At 64.0% G+C, this 18,230-nt stretch carries 19 protein-coding genes; 14 read left to right on the plus strand and 5 right to left on the minus strand.

Features of this window, described 5'->3' with window-relative positions:
• Positions 1–73: 73 nt before the first annotated feature.
• The gene (locus AC522E_RS17160) at positions 74–1,042 is read right to left on the minus strand and encodes a TAXI family TRAP transporter solute-binding subunit (protein WP_500747454.1); all 969 of its coding nucleotides are present in this window, start codon (positions 1,040–1,042) and stop codon (positions 74–76) included.
• Positions 1,043–1,197: 155 nt separating this feature from the next.
• Between AC522E_RS17160 and AC522E_RS17165 the strand changes: the two genes are divergently transcribed.
• The 9 genes from AC522E_RS17165 to AC522E_RS17205 all read left to right on the plus strand — a co-directional run bounded on the left by AC522E_RS17165 (position 1,198) and on the right by AC522E_RS17205 (position 8,739).
• Positions 1,198–2,775, plus strand: a complete 1,578-nt coding sequence (locus AC522E_RS17165; protein ID WP_500747455.1) for an OpgD/OpgG family glucan biosynthesis protein — start codon at positions 1,198–1,200, stop codon at positions 2,773–2,775.
• Positions 2,776–2,867: 92 nt separating this feature from the next.
• Positions 2,868–3,020 (plus strand): hypothetical protein, encoded by a 153-nt coding sequence (locus AC522E_RS17170; protein ID WP_500747456.1) that lies wholly within the window; start codon positions 2,868–2,870, stop codon positions 3,018–3,020.
• Positions 3,021–3,027: 7 nt separating this feature from the next.
• The gene (aztA, locus tag AC522E_RS17175) at positions 3,028–3,774 is read left to right on the plus strand and encodes a zinc ABC transporter ATP-binding protein AztA (RefSeq protein WP_500747457.1); all 747 of its coding nucleotides are present in this window, start codon (positions 3,028–3,030) and stop codon (positions 3,772–3,774) included.
• A 27-nt stretch (positions 3,775–3,801) separates the two neighbouring features.
• Positions 3,802–4,668 (plus strand): zinc ABC transporter permease AztB, encoded by an 867-nt coding sequence (gene aztB, locus AC522E_RS17180; protein WP_500747458.1) that lies wholly within the window; start codon positions 3,802–3,804, stop codon positions 4,666–4,668.
• A gap of 56 nt (positions 4,669–4,724) precedes the next feature.
• Positions 4,725–5,654 carry a metal ABC transporter substrate-binding protein gene (locus tag AC522E_RS17185; RefSeq protein ID WP_500747459.1) on the plus strand — a complete coding sequence of 310 codons (930 nt, stop codon included), beginning with the start codon at positions 4,725–4,727 and terminating at the stop codon, positions 5,652–5,654.
• A gap of 64 nt (positions 5,655–5,718) precedes the next feature.
• A complete protein-coding gene (locus AC522E_RS17190) occupies positions 5,719–6,681 on the plus strand; it encodes a CobW family GTP-binding protein (protein ID WP_500747460.1) in 963 nt (320 codons plus the stop codon).
• Positions 6,682–6,907: 226 nt separating this feature from the next.
• Positions 6,908–7,912 carry a WD40 repeat domain-containing protein gene (locus tag AC522E_RS17195; RefSeq protein ID WP_500747461.1) on the plus strand — a complete coding sequence of 335 codons (1,005 nt, stop codon included), beginning with the start codon at positions 6,908–6,910 and terminating at the stop codon, positions 7,910–7,912.
• A 7-nt stretch (positions 7,913–7,919) separates the two neighbouring features.
• The gene (locus AC522E_RS17200) at positions 7,920–8,198 is read left to right on the plus strand and encodes a hypothetical protein (protein ID WP_500747462.1); all 279 of its coding nucleotides are present in this window, start codon (positions 7,920–7,922) and stop codon (positions 8,196–8,198) included.
• 25 nt (positions 8,199–8,223) lie between these two features.
• Positions 8,224–8,739: a DUF2937 family protein gene (locus AC522E_RS17205; protein ID WP_500747463.1), complete on the plus strand. Its 516-nt coding sequence runs from the start codon at positions 8,224–8,226 to the stop codon at positions 8,737–8,739.
• Here the strand turns inward: AC522E_RS17205 and AC522E_RS17210 are convergent, their stop codons facing one another.
• The 4 genes from AC522E_RS17210 to AC522E_RS17225 all read right to left on the minus strand — a co-directional run bounded on the left by AC522E_RS17210 (position 8,740) and on the right by AC522E_RS17225 (position 12,584).
• Positions 8,740–9,078, minus strand: coding sequence for a hypothetical protein (locus AC522E_RS17210; protein WP_500747464.1), 339 nt, complete (start codon positions 9,076–9,078; stop codon positions 8,740–8,742). It abuts the gene before it with no gap.
• A 56-nt stretch (positions 9,079–9,134) separates the two neighbouring features.
• The gene (locus AC522E_RS17215) at positions 9,135–10,565 is read right to left on the minus strand and encodes a homospermidine synthase (protein ID WP_500747465.1); all 1,431 of its coding nucleotides are present in this window, start codon (positions 10,563–10,565) and stop codon (positions 9,135–9,137) included.
• 109 nt (positions 10,566–10,674) lie between these two features.
• Positions 10,675–11,247 (minus strand): GNAT family N-acetyltransferase, encoded by a 573-nt coding sequence (locus AC522E_RS17220; RefSeq protein WP_500747466.1) that lies wholly within the window; start codon positions 11,245–11,247, stop codon positions 10,675–10,677.
• 182 nt (positions 11,248–11,429) lie between these two features.
• Entirely contained in the window at positions 11,430–12,584 is a 1,155-nt protein-coding gene (locus AC522E_RS17225) for a type III PLP-dependent enzyme (protein WP_500747467.1), read from the minus strand.
• Between the two features lie 641 nt (positions 12,585–13,225).
• Here AC522E_RS17225 and AC522E_RS17230 point away from each other — a divergent pair.
• From AC522E_RS17230 to AC522E_RS17250, 5 genes are all read left to right on the plus strand, one after another.
• Complete coding sequence (locus AC522E_RS17230) at positions 13,226–14,779, plus strand: OpgD/OpgG family glucan biosynthesis protein (protein ID WP_500747468.1); 1,554 nt, start codon at positions 13,226–13,228, stop codon at positions 14,777–14,779.
• 103 nt (positions 14,780–14,882) lie between these two features.
• Positions 14,883–15,878: an ABC transporter substrate-binding protein gene (locus tag AC522E_RS17235; protein WP_500747469.1), complete on the plus strand. Its 996-nt coding sequence runs from the start codon at positions 14,883–14,885 to the stop codon at positions 15,876–15,878.
• Positions 15,879–15,909: 31 nt separating this feature from the next.
• Positions 15,910–16,680 carry an ABC transporter ATP-binding protein gene (locus AC522E_RS17240; RefSeq protein WP_500747470.1) on the plus strand — a complete coding sequence of 257 codons (771 nt, stop codon included), beginning with the start codon at positions 15,910–15,912 and terminating at the stop codon, positions 16,678–16,680.
• Between the two features lie 3 nt (positions 16,681–16,683).
• Positions 16,684–17,517: an ABC transporter permease gene (locus AC522E_RS17245; protein ID WP_500747471.1), complete on the plus strand. Its 834-nt coding sequence runs from the start codon at positions 16,684–16,686 to the stop codon at positions 17,515–17,517.
• A 70-nt stretch (positions 17,518–17,587) separates the two neighbouring features.
• Positions 17,588–18,154 carry a MarR family winged helix-turn-helix transcriptional regulator gene (locus tag AC522E_RS17250; RefSeq protein WP_500747472.1) on the plus strand — a complete coding sequence of 189 codons (567 nt, stop codon included), beginning with the start codon at positions 17,588–17,590 and terminating at the stop codon, positions 18,152–18,154.
• The last annotated feature ends 76 nt before the right edge of the window (positions 18,155–18,230 follow it).

Consider the following 18,230-nt stretch of genomic DNA (forward strand, 5'->3'; position numbering starts at 1 on the left):
TTGTTGGCTGATCGCGTGAAAAAGCCGGAGCAGTTCACCCACCCCGGCTTCAATGTCAAATAGGCCGAAGGATTTAGGAACCCTGTTTCTTCACGCCCTTCTCGGTGAAGTAGCGCTGCGCGCCGGGATGGACGGGGACCGGCATGCCGGAAAGGGCGTTCTCCAGCTTGATCTCTTTGGCGGCCGCGTGGGCCGCGGCCAGCTCCGGCAGGCTCTCGTAGATCGCCTTCGTCATCTTGTAGACCGTATCGTCGCTGACGCCCTCGTGGGTCACGAGGTAGTTGACGACGGCTGCCGTCTGCACGGGAGCTGTCTGGCCTTCATAGGTATTGGCCGGGATCGTGGCCTTGACGTAAGGGGAGCCGACCTTGTCCACCATGGCCGCGGGGATCTCGACCACGACGATATCGACCGAGGTCGCGAGATCGCGGATCGACGACACGCCGAGGCCCGCCGATTGCAGGGTTGCATCCAGCTGGCGGTTCTTCATCAACTCGACGGATTCGCCAAAGGGCAGGTACTCGACCTTGCCGAGGTCCTTGTAGGTCAGGCCCGCACCCGCGAGGACCGCCCGGGCATTGAGCTCGGTGCCGGATTTCGGCGCGCCGACCGACAGGCGCTTGCCCTTCAGGTCCGCCAGAGTCTTGATGCCGGAATCCTTGGACGCCACCACCTGGATGTAGTTGGGATAGATCGCGGTGATGCCGCGAAGCTTGCCGAGCTTCGCCTTGAAGCCGGCCTCCTCGTCGCCCGCCCAGCCCATGGCGAGGCTGTCGCCGAGGGTGAAGGCGACCTCGCCCTTGCCCTGCTGGAGCAGGTTCAGGTTCTCGACCGAGGCCTTCGTCGCCTGGACCGAGGGACGGCTGCCCGGCATTTTGTCGGTGAAGACTTTCGATAAGGCGACGCCGAGCGGATAATAGACTCCGGAGGTGCCTCCCGTCAGGATGTTGATGAAATCCTGCGCCTGCGCGGGCAGGCTGGCGCCGGCCAGAGCAAGCGCTGCCGCTGCTCCGACGAGGCGACGGGTGAATGGTTTCCGCATGACGTAACTCCCTAAATTGCGGCGCTTGTCTGACAGCGCCTGTGAGTGGCGCCAGTTTGGCGGCTGACGCGGATTTCTCAAGAGGATAAGAGTGACTTAATCCTGCCACCTTGGTCGGTAGGGGTCTTCTCTCCACAGTCGAAGTGCAGCCCTTCATGTTCAATCGTCGTCAGTTTCTGGAATACGCCGGAGCAACGGCGGGCCTTGCCGCCACCGGCTTCGCAGGTCCTGCCATGGCCCAGCAGGGATTGAAGTTCGGACCGTCCGCGCCCTTTTCCTTCGATGCCCTGAAGGCCCGGGCGAAGGACATGGCGCAGCGACCCTACATGGCGCCGGCCCAGCCCCCCGCCGACGTGCTCTACCAGATCGACTACGATGCCCACGGGAAGATCAAGTTCAGGACCGACCTGGCCCTCTGGGCCAATGGTCCGAGCGAATTCCCGGTTACGTTCTTCCATCTGGGGCGCTACTTCCAGAAGCCCGTGCGGATGCACGTGGTTGAAAACGGCCAGGCGCGCGAGATCGTCTACGACGACGCCTATTTCGACATGCCGGCGGACTCGCCGGCTCACAAGCTGCCGGTCAATTCGGGCTTTGCGGGGTTCCGGTTCCAGGAGTCGCGCAACGGTCCGCTCGATTGGCGCAAGAACGACTGGGTCGCCTTCCTCGGGGCATCCTATTTCCGTGCCATCGGCGAACTCTATCAATATGGCCTTTCGGCCCGGGGCCTGGCGGTGGACGTGGCCGTCTTCGGCAAGAACGAGGAATTCCCCGACTTCACCCACGTTTATTTCGATACGCCCCAGCCAGGATCGGACACGGTCACGGTCTATGCGCTTCTCGATGGCCCCAGCGTTTCGGGCGCCTATCGCTTCGTGATGCGGCGGACGAAGTCCGTCATTATGGATATCGAATGCGCCGTGTTCATGCGCCAGGATGTCAGCCGCCTCGGCATCTCACCGCTGACCTCGATGTACTGGTATTCGGAGAAATCCAAGCCCACCGCTATCGACTGGCGCCCGGAAATTCATGACTCCGACGGCCTCGCCATGTGGACTGGAACCGGAGAGCGCATCTGGCGCCCGCTCAACAATCCGCCTCGCATCATCACCTCGGCCTTCTCCGAGGAGAATCCGAAAGGGTACGGCCTCCTTCAGCGCGATCGCAACTTCGACCACTACCTCGATGGCGTCTATTACGATCGCAGGCCCTCTCTGTGGATCGAGCCTCTGGGAAGCTGGGGCAAGGGAACGATCCAGCTCGTCGAGATCCCGACCGATGACGAGATCCACGACAATATCGTCGTCATGTGGGTTCCGGCGGAGCCCGCGCGCGCCGGGCAATCCTTCGATCTGCGCTACCGGATGTACTGGACCGCGGACGAGCCTTTCCCGACGCCTCTCGCCCGCGTTGTGGCGACCCGCTTCGGCAATGGCGGCCAGGCCGGCACGGCACGCCCGAAGGGGGTGCGCAAGTTCATGATCGAGTTCAAGGGCGAGCCGCTGACCCGCCTTCCGGCCGGCGTGATTCCGCGTCCGGTCCTCACCGCTTCCAGGGGCGAGTTCTCGAACATCCTCACCGAAGCGGTGCCGAACGATGTGCCCGGCCATTGGCGCACCCAGTTCGATCTGTCCGTGACGGGAACCGACCCTGTGGAAATGCGCTGTTATCTCCGTCAGGGCGATGAGGTTCTGAGTGAGACCTGGCTCTACCAGTATCACCCGCCGTTCTGAGGTTGCAGGACTTATATCCTGCAACCAAAAAATGCGTATAAAATACTATACTCCCTCTGGAACGTGAGACTTTTTCCCGATACTAGAGGCATATGAAGCATCACGACCACGCCCATGGACCGCACCACGCGGTGGCGGCTGCGCCGACTTTCTCGCTCCTGCGGCTTTCGGCCTGGCAGCGGATGGCCGGGGCGGGCATCATGCTCGTGGGTCTCTGGCTTCTCGTTGTTCTGGTCATGGGGTGACGGGGCGATGCAGGGAACGTCCATCCGCTTCGACGAAGTCACCCTCGGCTATGGTCGGCATCCTGCCGTTCATCACCTGAACGGTGAGATCGCCGCCGGCAGCCTGATCGCCCTCGTCGGGCCGAACGGGGCCGGCAAATCGACCCTGCTCAAGGGGATCGTCGGGACTCTGCCGCCCCTCGACGGCCGGATCAGCCTCGGTGCCCCCGACCATGGCACCATCGCCTATCTGCCTCAGGCCGCAGAGATCGACCGCTCCTTTCCGTTGTCGGTCTTCGATCTGGTCGCGATGGGCCTCTGGTCCCGCTCCGGTCTTTTCGGTGGGATCGGTCGCCAGGATCGGACACGGATCGAGGCGGCTCTCGCAGCGGTCGGTCTGACCGGCTTCGAGAGGCGGCCCATCTCGACCCTGTCCGGCGGCCAGATGCAGCGCGCCCTGTTCGCCCGCCTGCTGCTCCAGGATGCGCCCCTGATCCTGCTCGACGAGCCCTTCACGGCCATCGACGCGAAGACCACCGCCGACCTCCTCGATCTCGTCCGCCGCTGGCACGACGAGAAGCGGACTGTCATTGCCGTGCTGCACGATCTCGACATGGTGCGACGGGTCTTTCCGCAGACCCTCCTGATCGCTCGCGAGCCGGTCGCCTGGGGCGCGACGCGTGACGTCCTGAGCCCGGAGAACCTGCTGAGCGCCCGCCGGATGGTCGAGGCCTACGATCCCCATGCCGCGCCGTGCCGGCGCAGCGCGGCCTGAAGTCCGCGCCATTGAAAGCCTGACAGCATGGCCGATCTCCTTATCAACCCCTTCTCGGAATTCGAGTTCATGCAACGCGCCCTCGTGGGCGTCATTGCCATCGCCCTCGGTGGCGGCCCGGTCGGCGTCTTCCTCATGCTCCGGCGCATGAGCCTGACCGGCGATGCCATGGCCCATGCCATCCTTCCCGGCGCCGCGATAGGCTATCTCATGGCCGGCCTTTCGCTTCCGGCCATGACGATCGGCGGCCTGGCCGCCGGCGTCCTTGTCGCGGTGGCGGCGGGCCTCGTATCGCGTCTGACCGCGCTCAAGGAGGACGCGTCGCTCGCGGCTTTCTACCTGCTGTCGCTGGCGCTCGGCGTCACCATCGTGTCCTTGCGCGGGTCGAACGTGGACCTGCTGCACGTGCTGTTCGGCACGGTCCTCGCTCTCGACGATCAGACCCTAGTGCTGCTCGCTTCCATCTCCACGGTCACGGTGCTGACGCTGGCGCTCCTCTACCGCCCCCTGGTGCTCGAATGCGTCGATCCGATCTTCCTGCGCTCGGTGAGTCGCTCGGGAACGCCCACACATCTCGCCTTCGTAGGGCTCGTGGTCCTGAACCTCGTGGGCGGCTTTCACGCGCTCGGCACGCTGCTCGCGGTGGGCATGATGATGCTGCCGGCAGCAGCATCACGCTTCTGGAGCAACGATATCACGATGATGATGTTCATCTCCATCGCGATCGGGATCGTGTCCGGAATCGGCGGCCTTCTCCTGTCGTTCCATGCCGAATTGCCGGCCGGCCCGGCCATCATCCTGACGGCAGGCGGCCTTTATGCTCTGTCCCTCGCCGTCGGCCGCGAGGGCGGCCTGTTATGGCTCGCCTGGCCCGGCAGGCACCTTGAAGCCTGAGAAGGCAGCCTGGGCCAGTTCCGCCGATCCGACCCAGCCAACATGAAGGAGTTGCCATGCTGACGAGACGACGCACCCTTTCGCTGCTATTCGGCACGCTCATCCTGGCGTCCATGCCCCTCGGTGCCAGAGCCCAGGCCGCCGACAGGCTCAGCGTGGTGGCGACCTTCTCGATCCTGGGAGATCTCGTGAGACAGATCGGCGGAGACCGTGTCGCGGTCACGACCCTCGTCGGGCCCAATGGCGATGCCCATGTCTATTCGCCGACCCCGGCCGACGGACGTCGCCTCGCGGACGCGAAGGTCGTTTTCGTCAACGGACTCAGGTTCGAGGGCTGGATCGACCGGCTCATCACATCGTCAGGCACAAAAGCCATCACGATCGAGGCAGCCAAGGGGGTGAAGACGCTCGAGGGCGACGGCGAGCACGGCCAGGGGCACGACCATGATCATCACGGCGGTCCCGATCCCCATGCCTGGCAGAACATTGCCAATACCAGGATTTACGCCGTCAACATACGGGATGCCCTGATCGGCGCCGATCCAGCGGGGAAAGCGGCCTACGAGGCCCAGGCAGCGACCTATATCGCCAAGCTCGACGGCCTCGAGGCGGAGGTGAAGGACACCGTGTCCCGCATTCCGAAGGATCGCCGCCGGCTGATCACGTCCCATGACGCGTTCCGCTACTTCGAGGCTGCCTATGGCATCACGTTCGTCGCACCCCAGGGCGTCTCGACCGACGCCGAGGCCTCGGCGAAGGACGTGGCCAAGATCATCCAGCAGATCAGGCGCGAGAAGATCAAGGCCGTGTTCGTGGAGAACGTGTCGGATCCCCGCCTCATGGAGCGGATTGCCAAGGAGACCGGCGCCCGGATCGGCGACCGCGTCTTTTCCGACGCCCTCTCAGAGCCCGGCGGCCCGGCGGGCACTTACATTGATATGATGCGACACAATATAAGAGCCTTCAGCGCGGCTCTGTCGAGCTGAGCGATTTTCCCGCACCCCCGGCGTGAGCCTGGGATGCCCGTTTCATCCCCTTCTGGAATATCCGATGACCGACAAGATCCCCGTTACCGTTCTCACAGGCTACCTCGGCGCCGGAAAGACGACGCTTCTGAACCGCATCCTCACCGAGCAGCACGGCAAGAGATACGCCGTCATCGTCAACGAATTCGGCGAGATCGGCATCGACAACGAACTCGTTGTCGGCGCCGATGAAGAAGTATTCGAGATGAACAACGGCTGCATCTGCTGCACGGTGCGCGGCGATCTGATCCGCATTCTCGATGGCCTGATGAAGCGCAAGGGCAAGTTCGACGCCATCATCGTCGAGACCACCGGCCTTGCCGACCCCGCCCCCGTGGCCCAGACGTTCTTCATGGACCAGGACGTGTCGGACACGGCACGGCTCGACGCCGTGGTGACGGTCGCCGATGCCAAGTGGCTGTCGGACCGGCTCAAGGATGCTCCCGAAGCCAAGAATCAGATCGCCTTCGCGGATGTCATCATCCTCAATAAGACCGATCTCGTGACGCCCGAGGAGCTGGACGCCGTCGAGGCGCGCATCCGGGCTATCAACCCCTATGCCAAGCTCCATCGCACGCAGAACTGCGCTATTCCGATTGCCGAAGTCCTCGACCGAAAGGCCTTCGATCTCGATCGGATCATCGAGCTCGAGCCCGATTTCCTCGAAGAGGGCCACCACCATCACCATGACGAGGACATGCAGTCGATCTCCGTCCGTGTCGACGGCGAGGTCGATCCAGAGAAGTTCATGCCCTGGATTTCCAATCTCACCCAGGCGGAAGGCCCCAACATCCTGCGCTGCAAGGGTATCGTCGCCTTCCCGAATGAGCCGAAGCGCTTCGTTTTCCAGGGCGTTCACATGATTCTCGACGGCGACGTCCAGGGTGATTGGAAACCGGGTGAAAAACGTGATTCCAAGGTCGTTTTCATCGGCCGCGACCTGAACGAGAAGGCGATCACGGAAGGGTTCCTGGCCTGCGCGGTCTAGGAAATGAACCTCCTGTCATTCCGGGGCTGCCGATAGTCGGGTCCGGAATCCATGACCGAGACATCGCAGGAAAAGGAGCGGCAGCTATCGCAGCGTCCCATTCCTGAGGCGCTGACGTCCATTGGCTCCCGGCCCGCACCTCCGGTGCGTCCCGGAACGATAGTGCGGAGGCTCTTGCCTTCCATCCGCCAACCTATGCTATCGCTCCCCGAAAGGGATTGCTTCGATGACCGCTGGAACCGCTCCTTCACTCACCGAGAACATCGTCCCCGTCGAGACCGGGGCGCATGTGACGGCCCTTGCCTGGCTCAAGGGCACGGTCGCGTTCGGCCTGGGCGACGGCGGCGTGCTTTTGGCCAAGGATGGCGAGACCCATCGGGTCGAGGCCCATCCCGATGCCGGGATTCTCGTGGGCATCGGTGATGGCGAGCGGCTTTTGACCGGTGGCGATGACGGACGCGTCGCGGTGACGGGGGCCGACGGTTCCACGCGGACGCTCGCCGAGACGAAGGGTGCCTGGATCGACTCCCTCGCCGTCAGCGCCGGAGGCGCCTTTGCCTTTGGGGTGGGCAAGCGCGTCATTGCCCGCGACGACAAGGGCCGGGAGAAGGCACTGGAGGTTCCTTCGACCGCGCGCGGCCTCGCTTTTGCGCCGAAGGGCTACCGGCTCGCCATCGCCCACTACAACGGCGCCACGCTGTGGTTTCCGAACGTGGACGCCAAGCCCGAGCAGCTCGAATGGAAGGGCTCGCATCTGGACGTGACCTGGTCTCCGGATGCCCGCTTCGTCATTACCTCCATGCAGGAAAACGCCCTTCACGGCTGGCGGCTCGTGCCCGACAAGGGTCACATGCGCATGAGCGGCTATCCGTCGAAGACCCGCTCCCTGTCCTGGTCCCATGACGGCAAGTGGCTCGCGACGTCCGGAGCGGAGGCCGCCATCATCTGGCCTTTCGAGTCCAGGGAGGGCCCGATGGGCAAGGCGCCGCGGGAATGCGGCGTACGACCGGCCAAGGTCAGCCGCGTCGCTTTCCATCCAAACGCCTATGTCCTCGCGGTCGGCTACGAGGACGGCTGCATCCTGCTGATCCGCCTGAGCGACGCCTCGGAATTGCTCGTGCGTGCGAGCATGCCGGAAAGCGGGATCAGCGCGCTCGCCTGGGACAAGGCCGGCCGCCACCTCGCCTTCGGCTGCGAGGATGGGAAGGCCGGCATCCTGACCTTGCCTTGAGGTTTCCATGCCCCGCTTCGGCACGTTCCTGCGAGGAGCGTTCGGCATTCCGAAACCGGACCGTGACGCCATCGACCGGGTGAAGGCTGCGGTTCGCGCAACAGGCAGATTTGCCCCCGACACGGCCATTGCCGTCAACGAAATCGCCTGCACCGACCCCGCCTGCCCAGGCATCGAAACCGTGATCCTCATCATGGAGCCCGGCGTGAAGACCCGGGCCTGCAAGATCCCCAAGCCGCTGGACCAGGTGGCGGAACAAGATATCGTCGACGCTCTTGGAGATTGACGAGCTCAATATCGGGAGAGGCTGCTTGTTTCGGATTGCGCGCATCGTTGCCTTCGGCTTTGGCCTGCTCGGCGGGGTCCTGGCCTCGCAGCTTCCCGAATTTTCCCAGCAGTACCGGCAACGTCTCGGCGGCTCCATCGACAGCCTGACCCGCATCCTTCAGCGTTTCGACGCGGATGCCAGCGGCAACGGCGAGACACGGGACAGCGCCATTCTCCGCCTGCGCAGCAACAGCGACGATCTGATCAGTCGGCAGGGTGCCGCCATGCAGGCCAATGCGGAGCGGCTGGCTCGTCTCGAGGCCCATCGCCGGGCGATGGTCGAGGCCGGCCCCTTCATGCGGGTGGCCCTGATGATGCGTGACGGCGACACGGATGTGATGGAGGCCGCCTATGGCGATTTCGAGCCTGCGGTTCCGGTCACCGAGGAGGGCATCCTCGCCGCTGCCCTGGGCTTCGTCGCCGGCTGGGGCGGATGCATGGTTCTGGCGGGGTTCGTGCGAAGTCTCCGGCGTCCCCGGCACCGGCCGGCGCGGGCCTGATCAGGGAGGACTTTCGGGCTTCCCCGCAAGGACGACGTAGAAGCCCAGGCCGTCCTGTGCCGGAAGAGTCTGGAGCCGGTCGATCCAGCCGCGCTTCTTGGCCTCCAGCAATGCCTTGCCGACGGGCTGGAACAAAGTTTCCCCGCCGCCCTCAGTCGGCGGGGACAAGCGGATGGCAACAGTCTTTCCCTGCGCGAACCGGCTGCGCTCCAGCATGTCTTGGAGCGAGCCGACGGCCTGCGCATGGGATGCGCCGCGCAGATCGAGCACGGCTTCCGCGTCCACCACGCCCAGCGCGCCGCGGAGCTTGTCGGCATAGAACGGCTCGAAATGCGGCATCAGAGCTTCTCCGTTATCATCCCCGGCCCATGTGCCGGGGATGACGCCTCAGGGCCTTATCGGACCAGCACGTTCCTGAACTGCCAGGGGTCGGACGTATCGATATCCTCCGGGAAGAAGCCCGGACGGCCGTCGAGCGGCGTCCAGTCCGTATAGACGCCGACGACAGGACCGAGATAGGGCATCTGCACTTCGAGGCAGCGGCGGAAATCGAGATCGTCCGCCTCCACGATGCCCGCATTCGGGTTCTCCAGCGCCCAGACCATGCCGGCAAGCACGGCGGAGGTGACCTGGAGGCCCGTGGCGTTCTGGTAGGGCGCCAGCATGCGCGTCTCGTCAATGGAGAGCTGCGAGCCGTACCAATAGGCGTTCTTGGCATGGCCGTAGAGAAGCACACCGAGTTCATCGATGCCGTCGACGATCTCGCTCTCGGTGAGAATATGCTGCTCCTCTTGCGCCTTTCCGGCCTTGCCGAACATCTCATGCAATGACAGCACCGCCTCGTTGCAGGGATGGTAGGCATAATGGCAGGTCGGGCGATAGGTGACCTTGTCGCCCTCGCGGACGGTGAAAAAGTCGGCGATCGAAATCGACTCGTTATGCGTCACCAGATAGCCGAATTGCGCCTGGGCGGTCGGCGTCCAGGAGCGCACGCGGGTATCGGCGCCTGGCTGCAGCAGATAGATCGCGGCCTGGGACCCTTCCTTGTGGGTCCCGGCATTCTGCGGCATCCACTTTTCATGGGTGCCCCAGCCGAGTTCGGCTGGCTGCAGGCCTTCCGACACGAAGCCTTCCACGGACCAGGTGTTCACGAACACGCCCATGGGCTTCTCGGCCTTGGCACGCTGCGTGTCGCGCTCGGCAATGTGAATGCCCTTGACTCCCGCCCGGCTCATCAGGCGCGCCCAGTCCTCGCGCGATTTCGGTTCCTCGTGCTCGAGCCCGAGATCCTGCGCCAGATTGAGCAGAGCCTGCTTCACGAACCAGGACACCATGCCTGGATTGGCGCCGCAGCAGGACACGGCGGTCGTGCCGCCGGGATTCCTGCGCCGTGCATCAAGAATGATCTCGCGCAGGGCATAGTTGGTCCGGGCCTCCGGGCCCGCGCTCTTGTCGAAATAGAAGCCCGCCCAGGGTTCCGCGACCGTATCGATGTAGAGCGCGCCGATCTCCCGGCACAGCTCCAGAATATCCCGCGAGGACGTGTCGACCGACAGGTTCACGCAGAAGCCCTGGCCGCCGCCCTCCGTCAGCAGCGGCTGGAGGAGATGGCGGTAATTGTCAGGCGTCAAACCCTGATGCACGAAACGGATTCCGCGATCGTCCAGCATCTTGCGGTCTGCATCGTTCGGATCGACGACCACGAAGCGGCTCTTGTCGAACTCGAAATGGCGTTCGATCAGGGGCAGCATGCCTTTACCGATCGAGCCGAAGCCGATCATCACGATCGGGCCGGTGATACGGCCATGGACGGGCCAGTTGGTCATCGATGTTACTCCTTCGTCACGAACGCGACGGGTTGGGGGGTGATCGGTGGCAAACGGAAGCGCGCCGCACCATTCCTTCCGGTGCGGCGCGCGTCAACTCCTGAGAAATTTATGCGGCGCGGTTGAACCCGGGCATGACGCCTTGGGCGGCTGCCGCGACGAGCGCAGCGAGATCCGGCTTGTCCTCGAAGCGGCCCGTGGCCGAGACAAGCCCCCGCGCATCCTCGAGAGAACCGGCCGTCAGTTCCAGCGCGAGGAAACGATCCTGCTCGTAGGGGCCAGGCAGCCAGAGAGAGCCGGTCCTCGCCGAGGTGAAGCCGAAGCGCTCGTAATAGGGAGCATCGCCCACGAGCAGCACGGCCTTGTGGCCGCGGGCTGTCGCACGCTGGAGCGCCTCGCGCATCAGCTTCCCTCCGAGGCCGAGGCCCTGCAGGCTCGGATCGATGGCGATCGGCCCCAGCATCAATGCCGGACGGTCCGGGCCTGCACAGACGTGCCACAGGCGCACGGTTCCTGCGATCCGGCCCGCCTGTTCGACGATGAGCGCGAGCCCGTCGGCCGGCAGGCGGCCCTCGCGCAGGCGCTCGCAGGTCTTCTGGAAGCGGGCGGGGCCGAAGCAGGCGTCGAGAAGCGCCTCGCGCGCCTCGACATCGCGGTGGTCTTCCTCTCTGATCGTGATCATGGCCGTGGCCTCCCAGGCAAGGGGTGAGCGACAGCCCTCGCACCTGCTCGCAGCCCTCGGCGCACGGGCGAATGCCGCGTTGGCGGCGACCCGATGCGTCCTCTGGAGCCTGAGCAGGCCGTCCGGGACAACTTTTCAGGGGTTGGTGCCTGCCTCGTACCTCGAGGCAGGCGGGACGTGCATCAGATCACGTAGGACTTCAGGGGCGGGAAGCCGTTGAACGCGACCGCCGAGTAGGTGGTCGTGTAGGCGCCCGTGCCCTCGATCAGCACCTTGTCGCCGATCTCCAGCGAGATGGGGAGCGGGTAAGGCTCCTTCTCGTAGAGAACGTCCGCCGAATCGCAGGTCGGACCGGCGAGAACGCACGGCACCTTGCGATCATGGTCGCGCTCGCTGCGGATCGGGTAGCGGATCGACTCGTCCATCGTCTCGGCGAGACCGCCGAACTTGCCGATGTCGAGATAGACCCAGCGCACCTCGTCCTCGTCCTGGCTCTTCTTGGACACGAGAACGACCTCGGCCTCGATGATGCCGGCATTGCCGACCATGCCGCGGCCCGGTTCGATGATCGTCTCGGGGATACGGTTGCCGAAGTGCTTCGAGAGCGCCCGGAAGATCGACTCGCCATAGGCTTCCACCTGCGGGATCGACTTCAGGTACTTCGTCGGGAACCCGCCGCCGAGATTGACCATCGACAGGTGGATGCCCCGCCGCGCGCACTCGCGGAAAATCGCGGATGCGGACGCAAGCGCCTGATCCCAGGCTTCCGTGTTGCTCTGCTGCGAGCCGACATGGAAGGAGACGCCATAAGCCTCCAAGCCGTTGCGATAGGCATGCTCGAGCACGTCCACGGCCATCTCGGGCACGCAGCCGAACTTGCGCGACAGGGGCCATTCGGCGCCTGCGCCATCGCAAAGGATGCGGCAGAAGACCTTCACGTCGGACGAAGCGACGCCGACCAGAGCGGCCGCACGCACGATCTTCTCCACCTCGGCTTCGCAATCGACCGCGTAGAGGCGCACGCCGAGCTCGAGAGCCCGCGCGATATCGCGCTCCTTCTTGATCGTGTTGCCGAAGGAAATCCGCTCGGGCGTGGCACCCGCATCGAGGGCGAGCTGGATCTCGACGACCGACGCCGTGTCGAAGCACGAGCCGAGAGCGGCAAGAGCCTTCAGAACCTCCGGCGCGGGATTGGCCTTCACCGCGTAGAAGACACGCGTATCAGGAAGCGCCCGGGCAAATTTCGAGTAGTTGTCGCGCACCACGTCGAGATCGACGACCACGCAGGGGCCGTCCTCACGTCGGTTACGCAGGAATTCACGAATGCGCTGAGTCATGGCGCTCTCCCCACCAAAGGTTCAATGGAGGTCTTCAAGCCTCCGGATTGAAGTTCAGACGTCGCGGATTTCCTGGAGGAAGCCCGGCGCGTCCGGCGTCAGCGAGGGAAGATGGCATCCCGCTTCGTGCGATGGAGACACGAGTGGCGCGATGGGCTCTTCACCCGACGATGCTGCCTTGGATTGGATGGGGAATTCCCGTCCGCACGCCTGGCAATGATAAACAAGCCTCTTCGGTGCTGACCTGTGGAGGGCCAACGAGACCAAAAAAGCCCGTTCGTCGTTGCTTTAAGCCACGTCCCCCGTTGAGAGCGGGGTACGCCGGTTTCGCCTCCGGCTGCCGGTTAGGGGTTTCGAGAACTAGGTCGTTCTCGGGCGGCTGTCCGGCCTCTTGTCCGGATGCCCACCAACCGGCACGCGACCACAGGCACGTGCGAAATTGGGCAAGCAGTGAGATAGGCGCAATGGCCCCGGATCACAATACCTTTTTAGCCTTTCCCAGGGATTTTTTCGGGATCGGCCCTTCCCGGGCCGCTGCCCGTGCATTGTTCAGCTTTTATTAAGCGGGACCGATGGACGGAGACGGGCTGCGACCCCATTTTCCCGTCTCGGTCTCCCGCCCAAGAAGAACAGCATCGCTTATGATGAATCCAACGCGTCGAATCGTCCTCCAGAGCCTCCTTGCCGGCGTCGCCCTGCCCGCCCTGGCGCAGCAGAACGGAATCCCCGCGCCCAATCCCTTCCGATTCGAGGATGTCGTCCGCCGGGCAAGGGAACTGGCCGCGAAGCCCTACGAGCCCATGCCGGCGCAGCTGCCGGAGCCCTTGAACCGGCTCAGCTTCGACGACTATCGGGATATCCGATTCCGTCCGGACAAGGCGCTCCTGGCCACGAGCGGCAGTTCCTTCCGGATGCAGCTCTTCCATCTCGGCTTCCTGTATCAGCGTCCGGTAACGGTGAACGTCCTGCGCGATGGCGTGCCGACGCCGGTTCCTTACCAGAAGGAATTGTTTGATTACGGACATAACAAGATCGACAAGCCGCTGCCCGTGAATTTGGGCTTCGCGGGCTTCCGCCTGCACTACCCGATCAATACGCCCAAGGTCTTTGACGAGGTCATCGCCTTCCTCGGAGCCAGCTATTTCCGCTTTCTTGGGGCCGACCAGAAATACGGCGCCTCGGCGCGAGGCCTGGCCATCAACGTGGACGGTGGCGACGGGGAGGAGTTTCCGCATTTCCGCGAATTCTGGATCGAGATGCCGAAGCCGGACAGCGACCAGGCGACGATCTATGCCCTCCTGGACAGCCCCTCGATCGCCGGCGCGTACCGGTTCGTCCTGTATCCCTCGAGGGAGACCGCCCTCGACGTGACGGCAACGCTGTTCCCACGCCGGAGCATCCCCAATGTGGGGCTCGCGCCGCTCACCTCCATGTTCTTCGAAGGCGAGAACGAGCGCCGGCGAACGGACGATTTCCGACCGGAACTGCACGATTCCGATGGCCTGCTGATGCAGTCGGGAGCGGGCGAGTGGATCTGGCGGCCGCTCCGCAACCCGACCCGCAAGGCCATCTCCTCGTTCAGCGACAAGAATCCGCGGGGCTTCGGGCTCATGCAGCGAGATCGCGTGTTCGAGAATTACCAGGACCTCGAGACGTCCTACCACAAGCGGCCGAGCTATTGGGTCGAGCCGGTAGGGGAATGGGGTGAGGGACGGGTCGAACTGGTCGAGCTTCCTACTGCGGATGAGACCCACGACAACATCGTGGCCTATTGGCAGCCGGGTCGCCCATTCGAGGCGGGCCAGGAGGTGACGGTCACCTATCGGTTGCGAGCCCTGACCAGCTCGAACAGCATGCATCCGGGCGCGAAGGCGATCAACACGTTCCAGTCCCCGGCCCGGAACAGCGGATCCAACAGTCCGAGCGACCCGACCCATCGTCGCTTCATCATCGATTTCGCGGGAGGCGATCTGGCCTATTACCTGGCCGATCCCGGCCAGGTGGAGCTGATCCCCACCACCTCGGCCGGCACCATCACCCACACCTTCGTCGTCCCGAACGAGCATACCAGGGGCTTCAGGGTGGCCATCGACGTGAAGCTCGAACCGGGCCAGTCCGCGGATCTCCGTGCCTTCCTCCGCGCCGGCAACAAGACATTGACGGAAACCTGGACTTATCCCTGGGCCGTGGAATGATGCCCGCCTGAGCGGGCCGCCCGTCTTGCCAAGCTTCCCGCGTGCCTGCAGAGAGAGGCGCCGAGATAACGTGTCGAGGTGGCTTGGAATGATGAGATCGTGGATGGCCATGGCTCTGGGAGTCTGGATGGGCTGGAGCCTGGCTCCAGCGCAGGCGCAGCAGCCTGCGACGGATGTGACCTTCGGCACCAACTGGCTCGCGCAGGCCGAGCACGGCGGTTATTATCAGGCCCTGGCGGACGGCACTTATGAGAAATATGGCCTCAGGGTGACCATCGTCCCCGGCGGCCCTCGCGCCAACAACCGGATGTTGATGACGGTCGGCAAGCTCGACTTCTATATGGGCGGCAGCCTGATCCAGGCGTTCTCGGCGGTGGAGAAGGACATCCCGACGCTCGTGGTCGCGGCCCATTTCCAGAAAGAGCCCCAGGTCCTGCTCAGCCATCCCGGCCAGGGGCTCGACAGCTTCGAATCCCTGGCGACCTCGAACGACATTCTCCTGTCGAAAGACGGCATCGCTACGTTCTTCCAATGGATGAAGGCGGAATACGGGTTCAAGGACGAGCAGGTGAAGCCATACGGCTTCACCCCTGCCCCCTTCATTGCCAATCCCCGTGCCGTTCAGCAGGGCTACGTAACCGCAGAGCCCCTGACCATCGAGAAGGCCGCCGGCTTCAGGCCGAACGTTTTTCTCCTCGCCGACCACGGCTTCAGCACCTACTCGACCACGATCGAGACGCGGCGCGAGACGGTCGAGACGAATCCTGACCTCGTACAGCGCTTCGTCGACGCCTCGACCCTAGGTTGGTATCATTATCTCTATGGCGACAATGCGAAGGCCAACGCCCTCATCAAGCACGACAATCCCGAAATGACAGACGAGTTGCTCGCCTATTCGGTCGCGAAAATGAAGGAATACGGCATCGTCGATTCCGGCGATGCCGCAACGCTCGGCATCGGCGCAATGACCGACGAGCGCATGAAGGACTTCTTTGACAAGATGGTGAAGGCAGGCCTCTTCAAGGCTGGTCTCGACTATCGTCGCGCCTACACGCTCCAGTTCGTGAACAAGGGCGTGGGTGTGAACCTCAGGAAGTAGGAGAGCCGGCTGCTCCGGCCCGGCCGCACCCATGGCAGACGCCCCCCTCGTTGCCCTCAATGGCGTGACCAAGGCCTTCGCCAATGGCGTAATGGCCTTGTCGGGCTTCACACTCCGCGTTGCGCCAGGGGAGTTCGTTACCCTGCTCGGGCCTTCAGGATGCGGAAAATCGACTGCCTTGCGGCTCCTCGCCGGGCTCACCGGCCCGACAAGGGGCAGCGTCGTCTGGCCAGGCTCGACAGCTCCCGACCATCGCCATGAGATCGGCTTCGTTTTCCAGGAGCCGACCTTGATGCCTTGGGCCAGCGTCACCGATAATGTCTGGCTTCCCTTGCGGTTGCGCGGCTTCTCGCGGCGCGAGGCGCAAGGCCGCATTGCGGAGAGTCTGGCTCTTGTCGGATTGACGGACTTCGCGAAAGCCTATCCCCGCGAGCTGTCCGGCGGCATGAAGATGCGGGTGTCCATCGCCCGAGCCTTGAGCGTCAAGCCGAGGCTTCTCCTGTTGGACGAGCCCTTCGGCGCCCTCGACGAGATTACCCGCTTCCGGCTCAACGACGACCTGTTGCGGTTGCGGCGGGATCTCGGCTGGACGGTGGTCTTCGTGACCCATTCGGTCTTCGAAAGCGTCGCCCTTTCAGACCGGATCATCGTGATGTCGCAGCGCCCGGGCACCGTCGTGGCCGACATCGGAATCGATGCACCGGGCGGACGCGGTGCCGGTTTCCGCACGAGCCGCCGCTATGCCGAACTCTGCCGGGATGTCTCCGGCGTTCTGGCAGGCATCACCGACGGGGAGGCCTGACCCATGGCGAAAGAACTTTTGCAACAGCGCGGCCTCCTTAAAATCACGCTGCCGCTTGCCGTCGTCCTTGCCGCCGTCTCGGCCTGGGAGCTCTCCGTCCGGCTCGCCGCCGTCCCCCCTTATATCCTTCCCGCCCCGAGCCTGATCGCCCGGACCATCATCGCGGACTGGCCGATTCTTTCAGCCTCCCTCGTCGTGACGCTGAAGACGACGTTTTTAGGCCTTGTCCTCGCGGTTCTCGGCGGCGTGACGCTGGCAGTGATCTTCAGCCTGTCCCGCGTCGTGGAGTATTCCCTCTATCCTTTCGCGGTGGCGACGCAGGTGACCCCTGTGATCGCGATCGCGCCACTTCTCCTCATCTATATGCCCCAGGACACGGCTGTTCTCGCCTGCGCCTGGATCGTCGCCTTCTTCCCCATTCTCTCGAACACGATGCTCGGCCTCCAATCCGTCGACCGTGGCCTTCTGGAACTGTTCGCTCTTTATGGAGCCGCACCGGGGACGAGCCCGGCAGCGCGGCTCCGGTCGAGGATCAAGGTCCTCTGGCATCTGCGTCGCCCGGCGGCGCTTCCCGCTTTCCTCGGCGGTCTGCGGATCGCCGTGGGGCTCTCACTTATCGGGGCGGTCGTCGCAGAAATGGCGGCAGGTTCCGCAGGCGCGGGCTCCGGCCTCGCCTATCGGATCGTCGAGAGCCAGTACAGGCTCAACATTCCTCGCCTGTTTGCAGCCCTGGTCCTCCTGGCCCTGACGGGCATCGTACTGTTTCTCCTTGCGGCGGCACTGTCGCATGCCCTTCTCAGACGCTGGCATGAAAGCGCTCTTGTCGGGGAATCCTGATCTCTTCTACGATTCGATGCCTTGGCCCTGATGCAATGAAACTGTCATCGAACCGTCACGAGTTGCGCTCATGGTGGCGGCGCCGAAGCTTTCAAAGGCGGGGAATGGGATGGAAACCGATATCAAGCATCCTGGCGTGAAGAGCGTCGGGTGGTCTCTGGTTCAAGCCGCGCGCCTCCATCGCAGCCGCACCGGAGATAAGCTCTCCGAGCTCGGCCTTTTCGCTGGGCAGGAGCAGGTCCTTCAAGCGCTCGCCCATTCCGGCCCGATGACCATGGGCGACCTCGCGCTCATCCTGCGTGTCCGTCCGCCGACCGCGTCCAAGACCATCTCCCGCCTGTCCTCCCTGAAGTTGGTCGAACGCCACACGGAGCCGGGGGACGCTCGGATCGTGCGCGTAAGGCTGACGCGGGAAGGGAAGAAGAAGGCCGCCGCGATCGACGCCCTGTGGGACGAAGTCGAAGGCGAACTTCTGGCCGGCTTCGACAACAAGGATCGAAAGCGCCTCAGGAAACTCCTGCGCCGTGTGGCGAAGAATCTCGCGAGCATCACGGGGGCCGATCCCAGCGGCTTCGAGAACGACGACGACCTCGAGGAGCAGGCAGTCCTCGACGAGCCCGTGGCCGCCACTGCCTGAGCGATAAATGCCCGGACAGAGTGGAGAGGCCCGATCCGGGCCTCGCCTTCGCATGCGACCCGCTCTATCGTGAGAC

It is taken from the genome of Microvirga sp. BF8 (assembly GCF_059888585.1).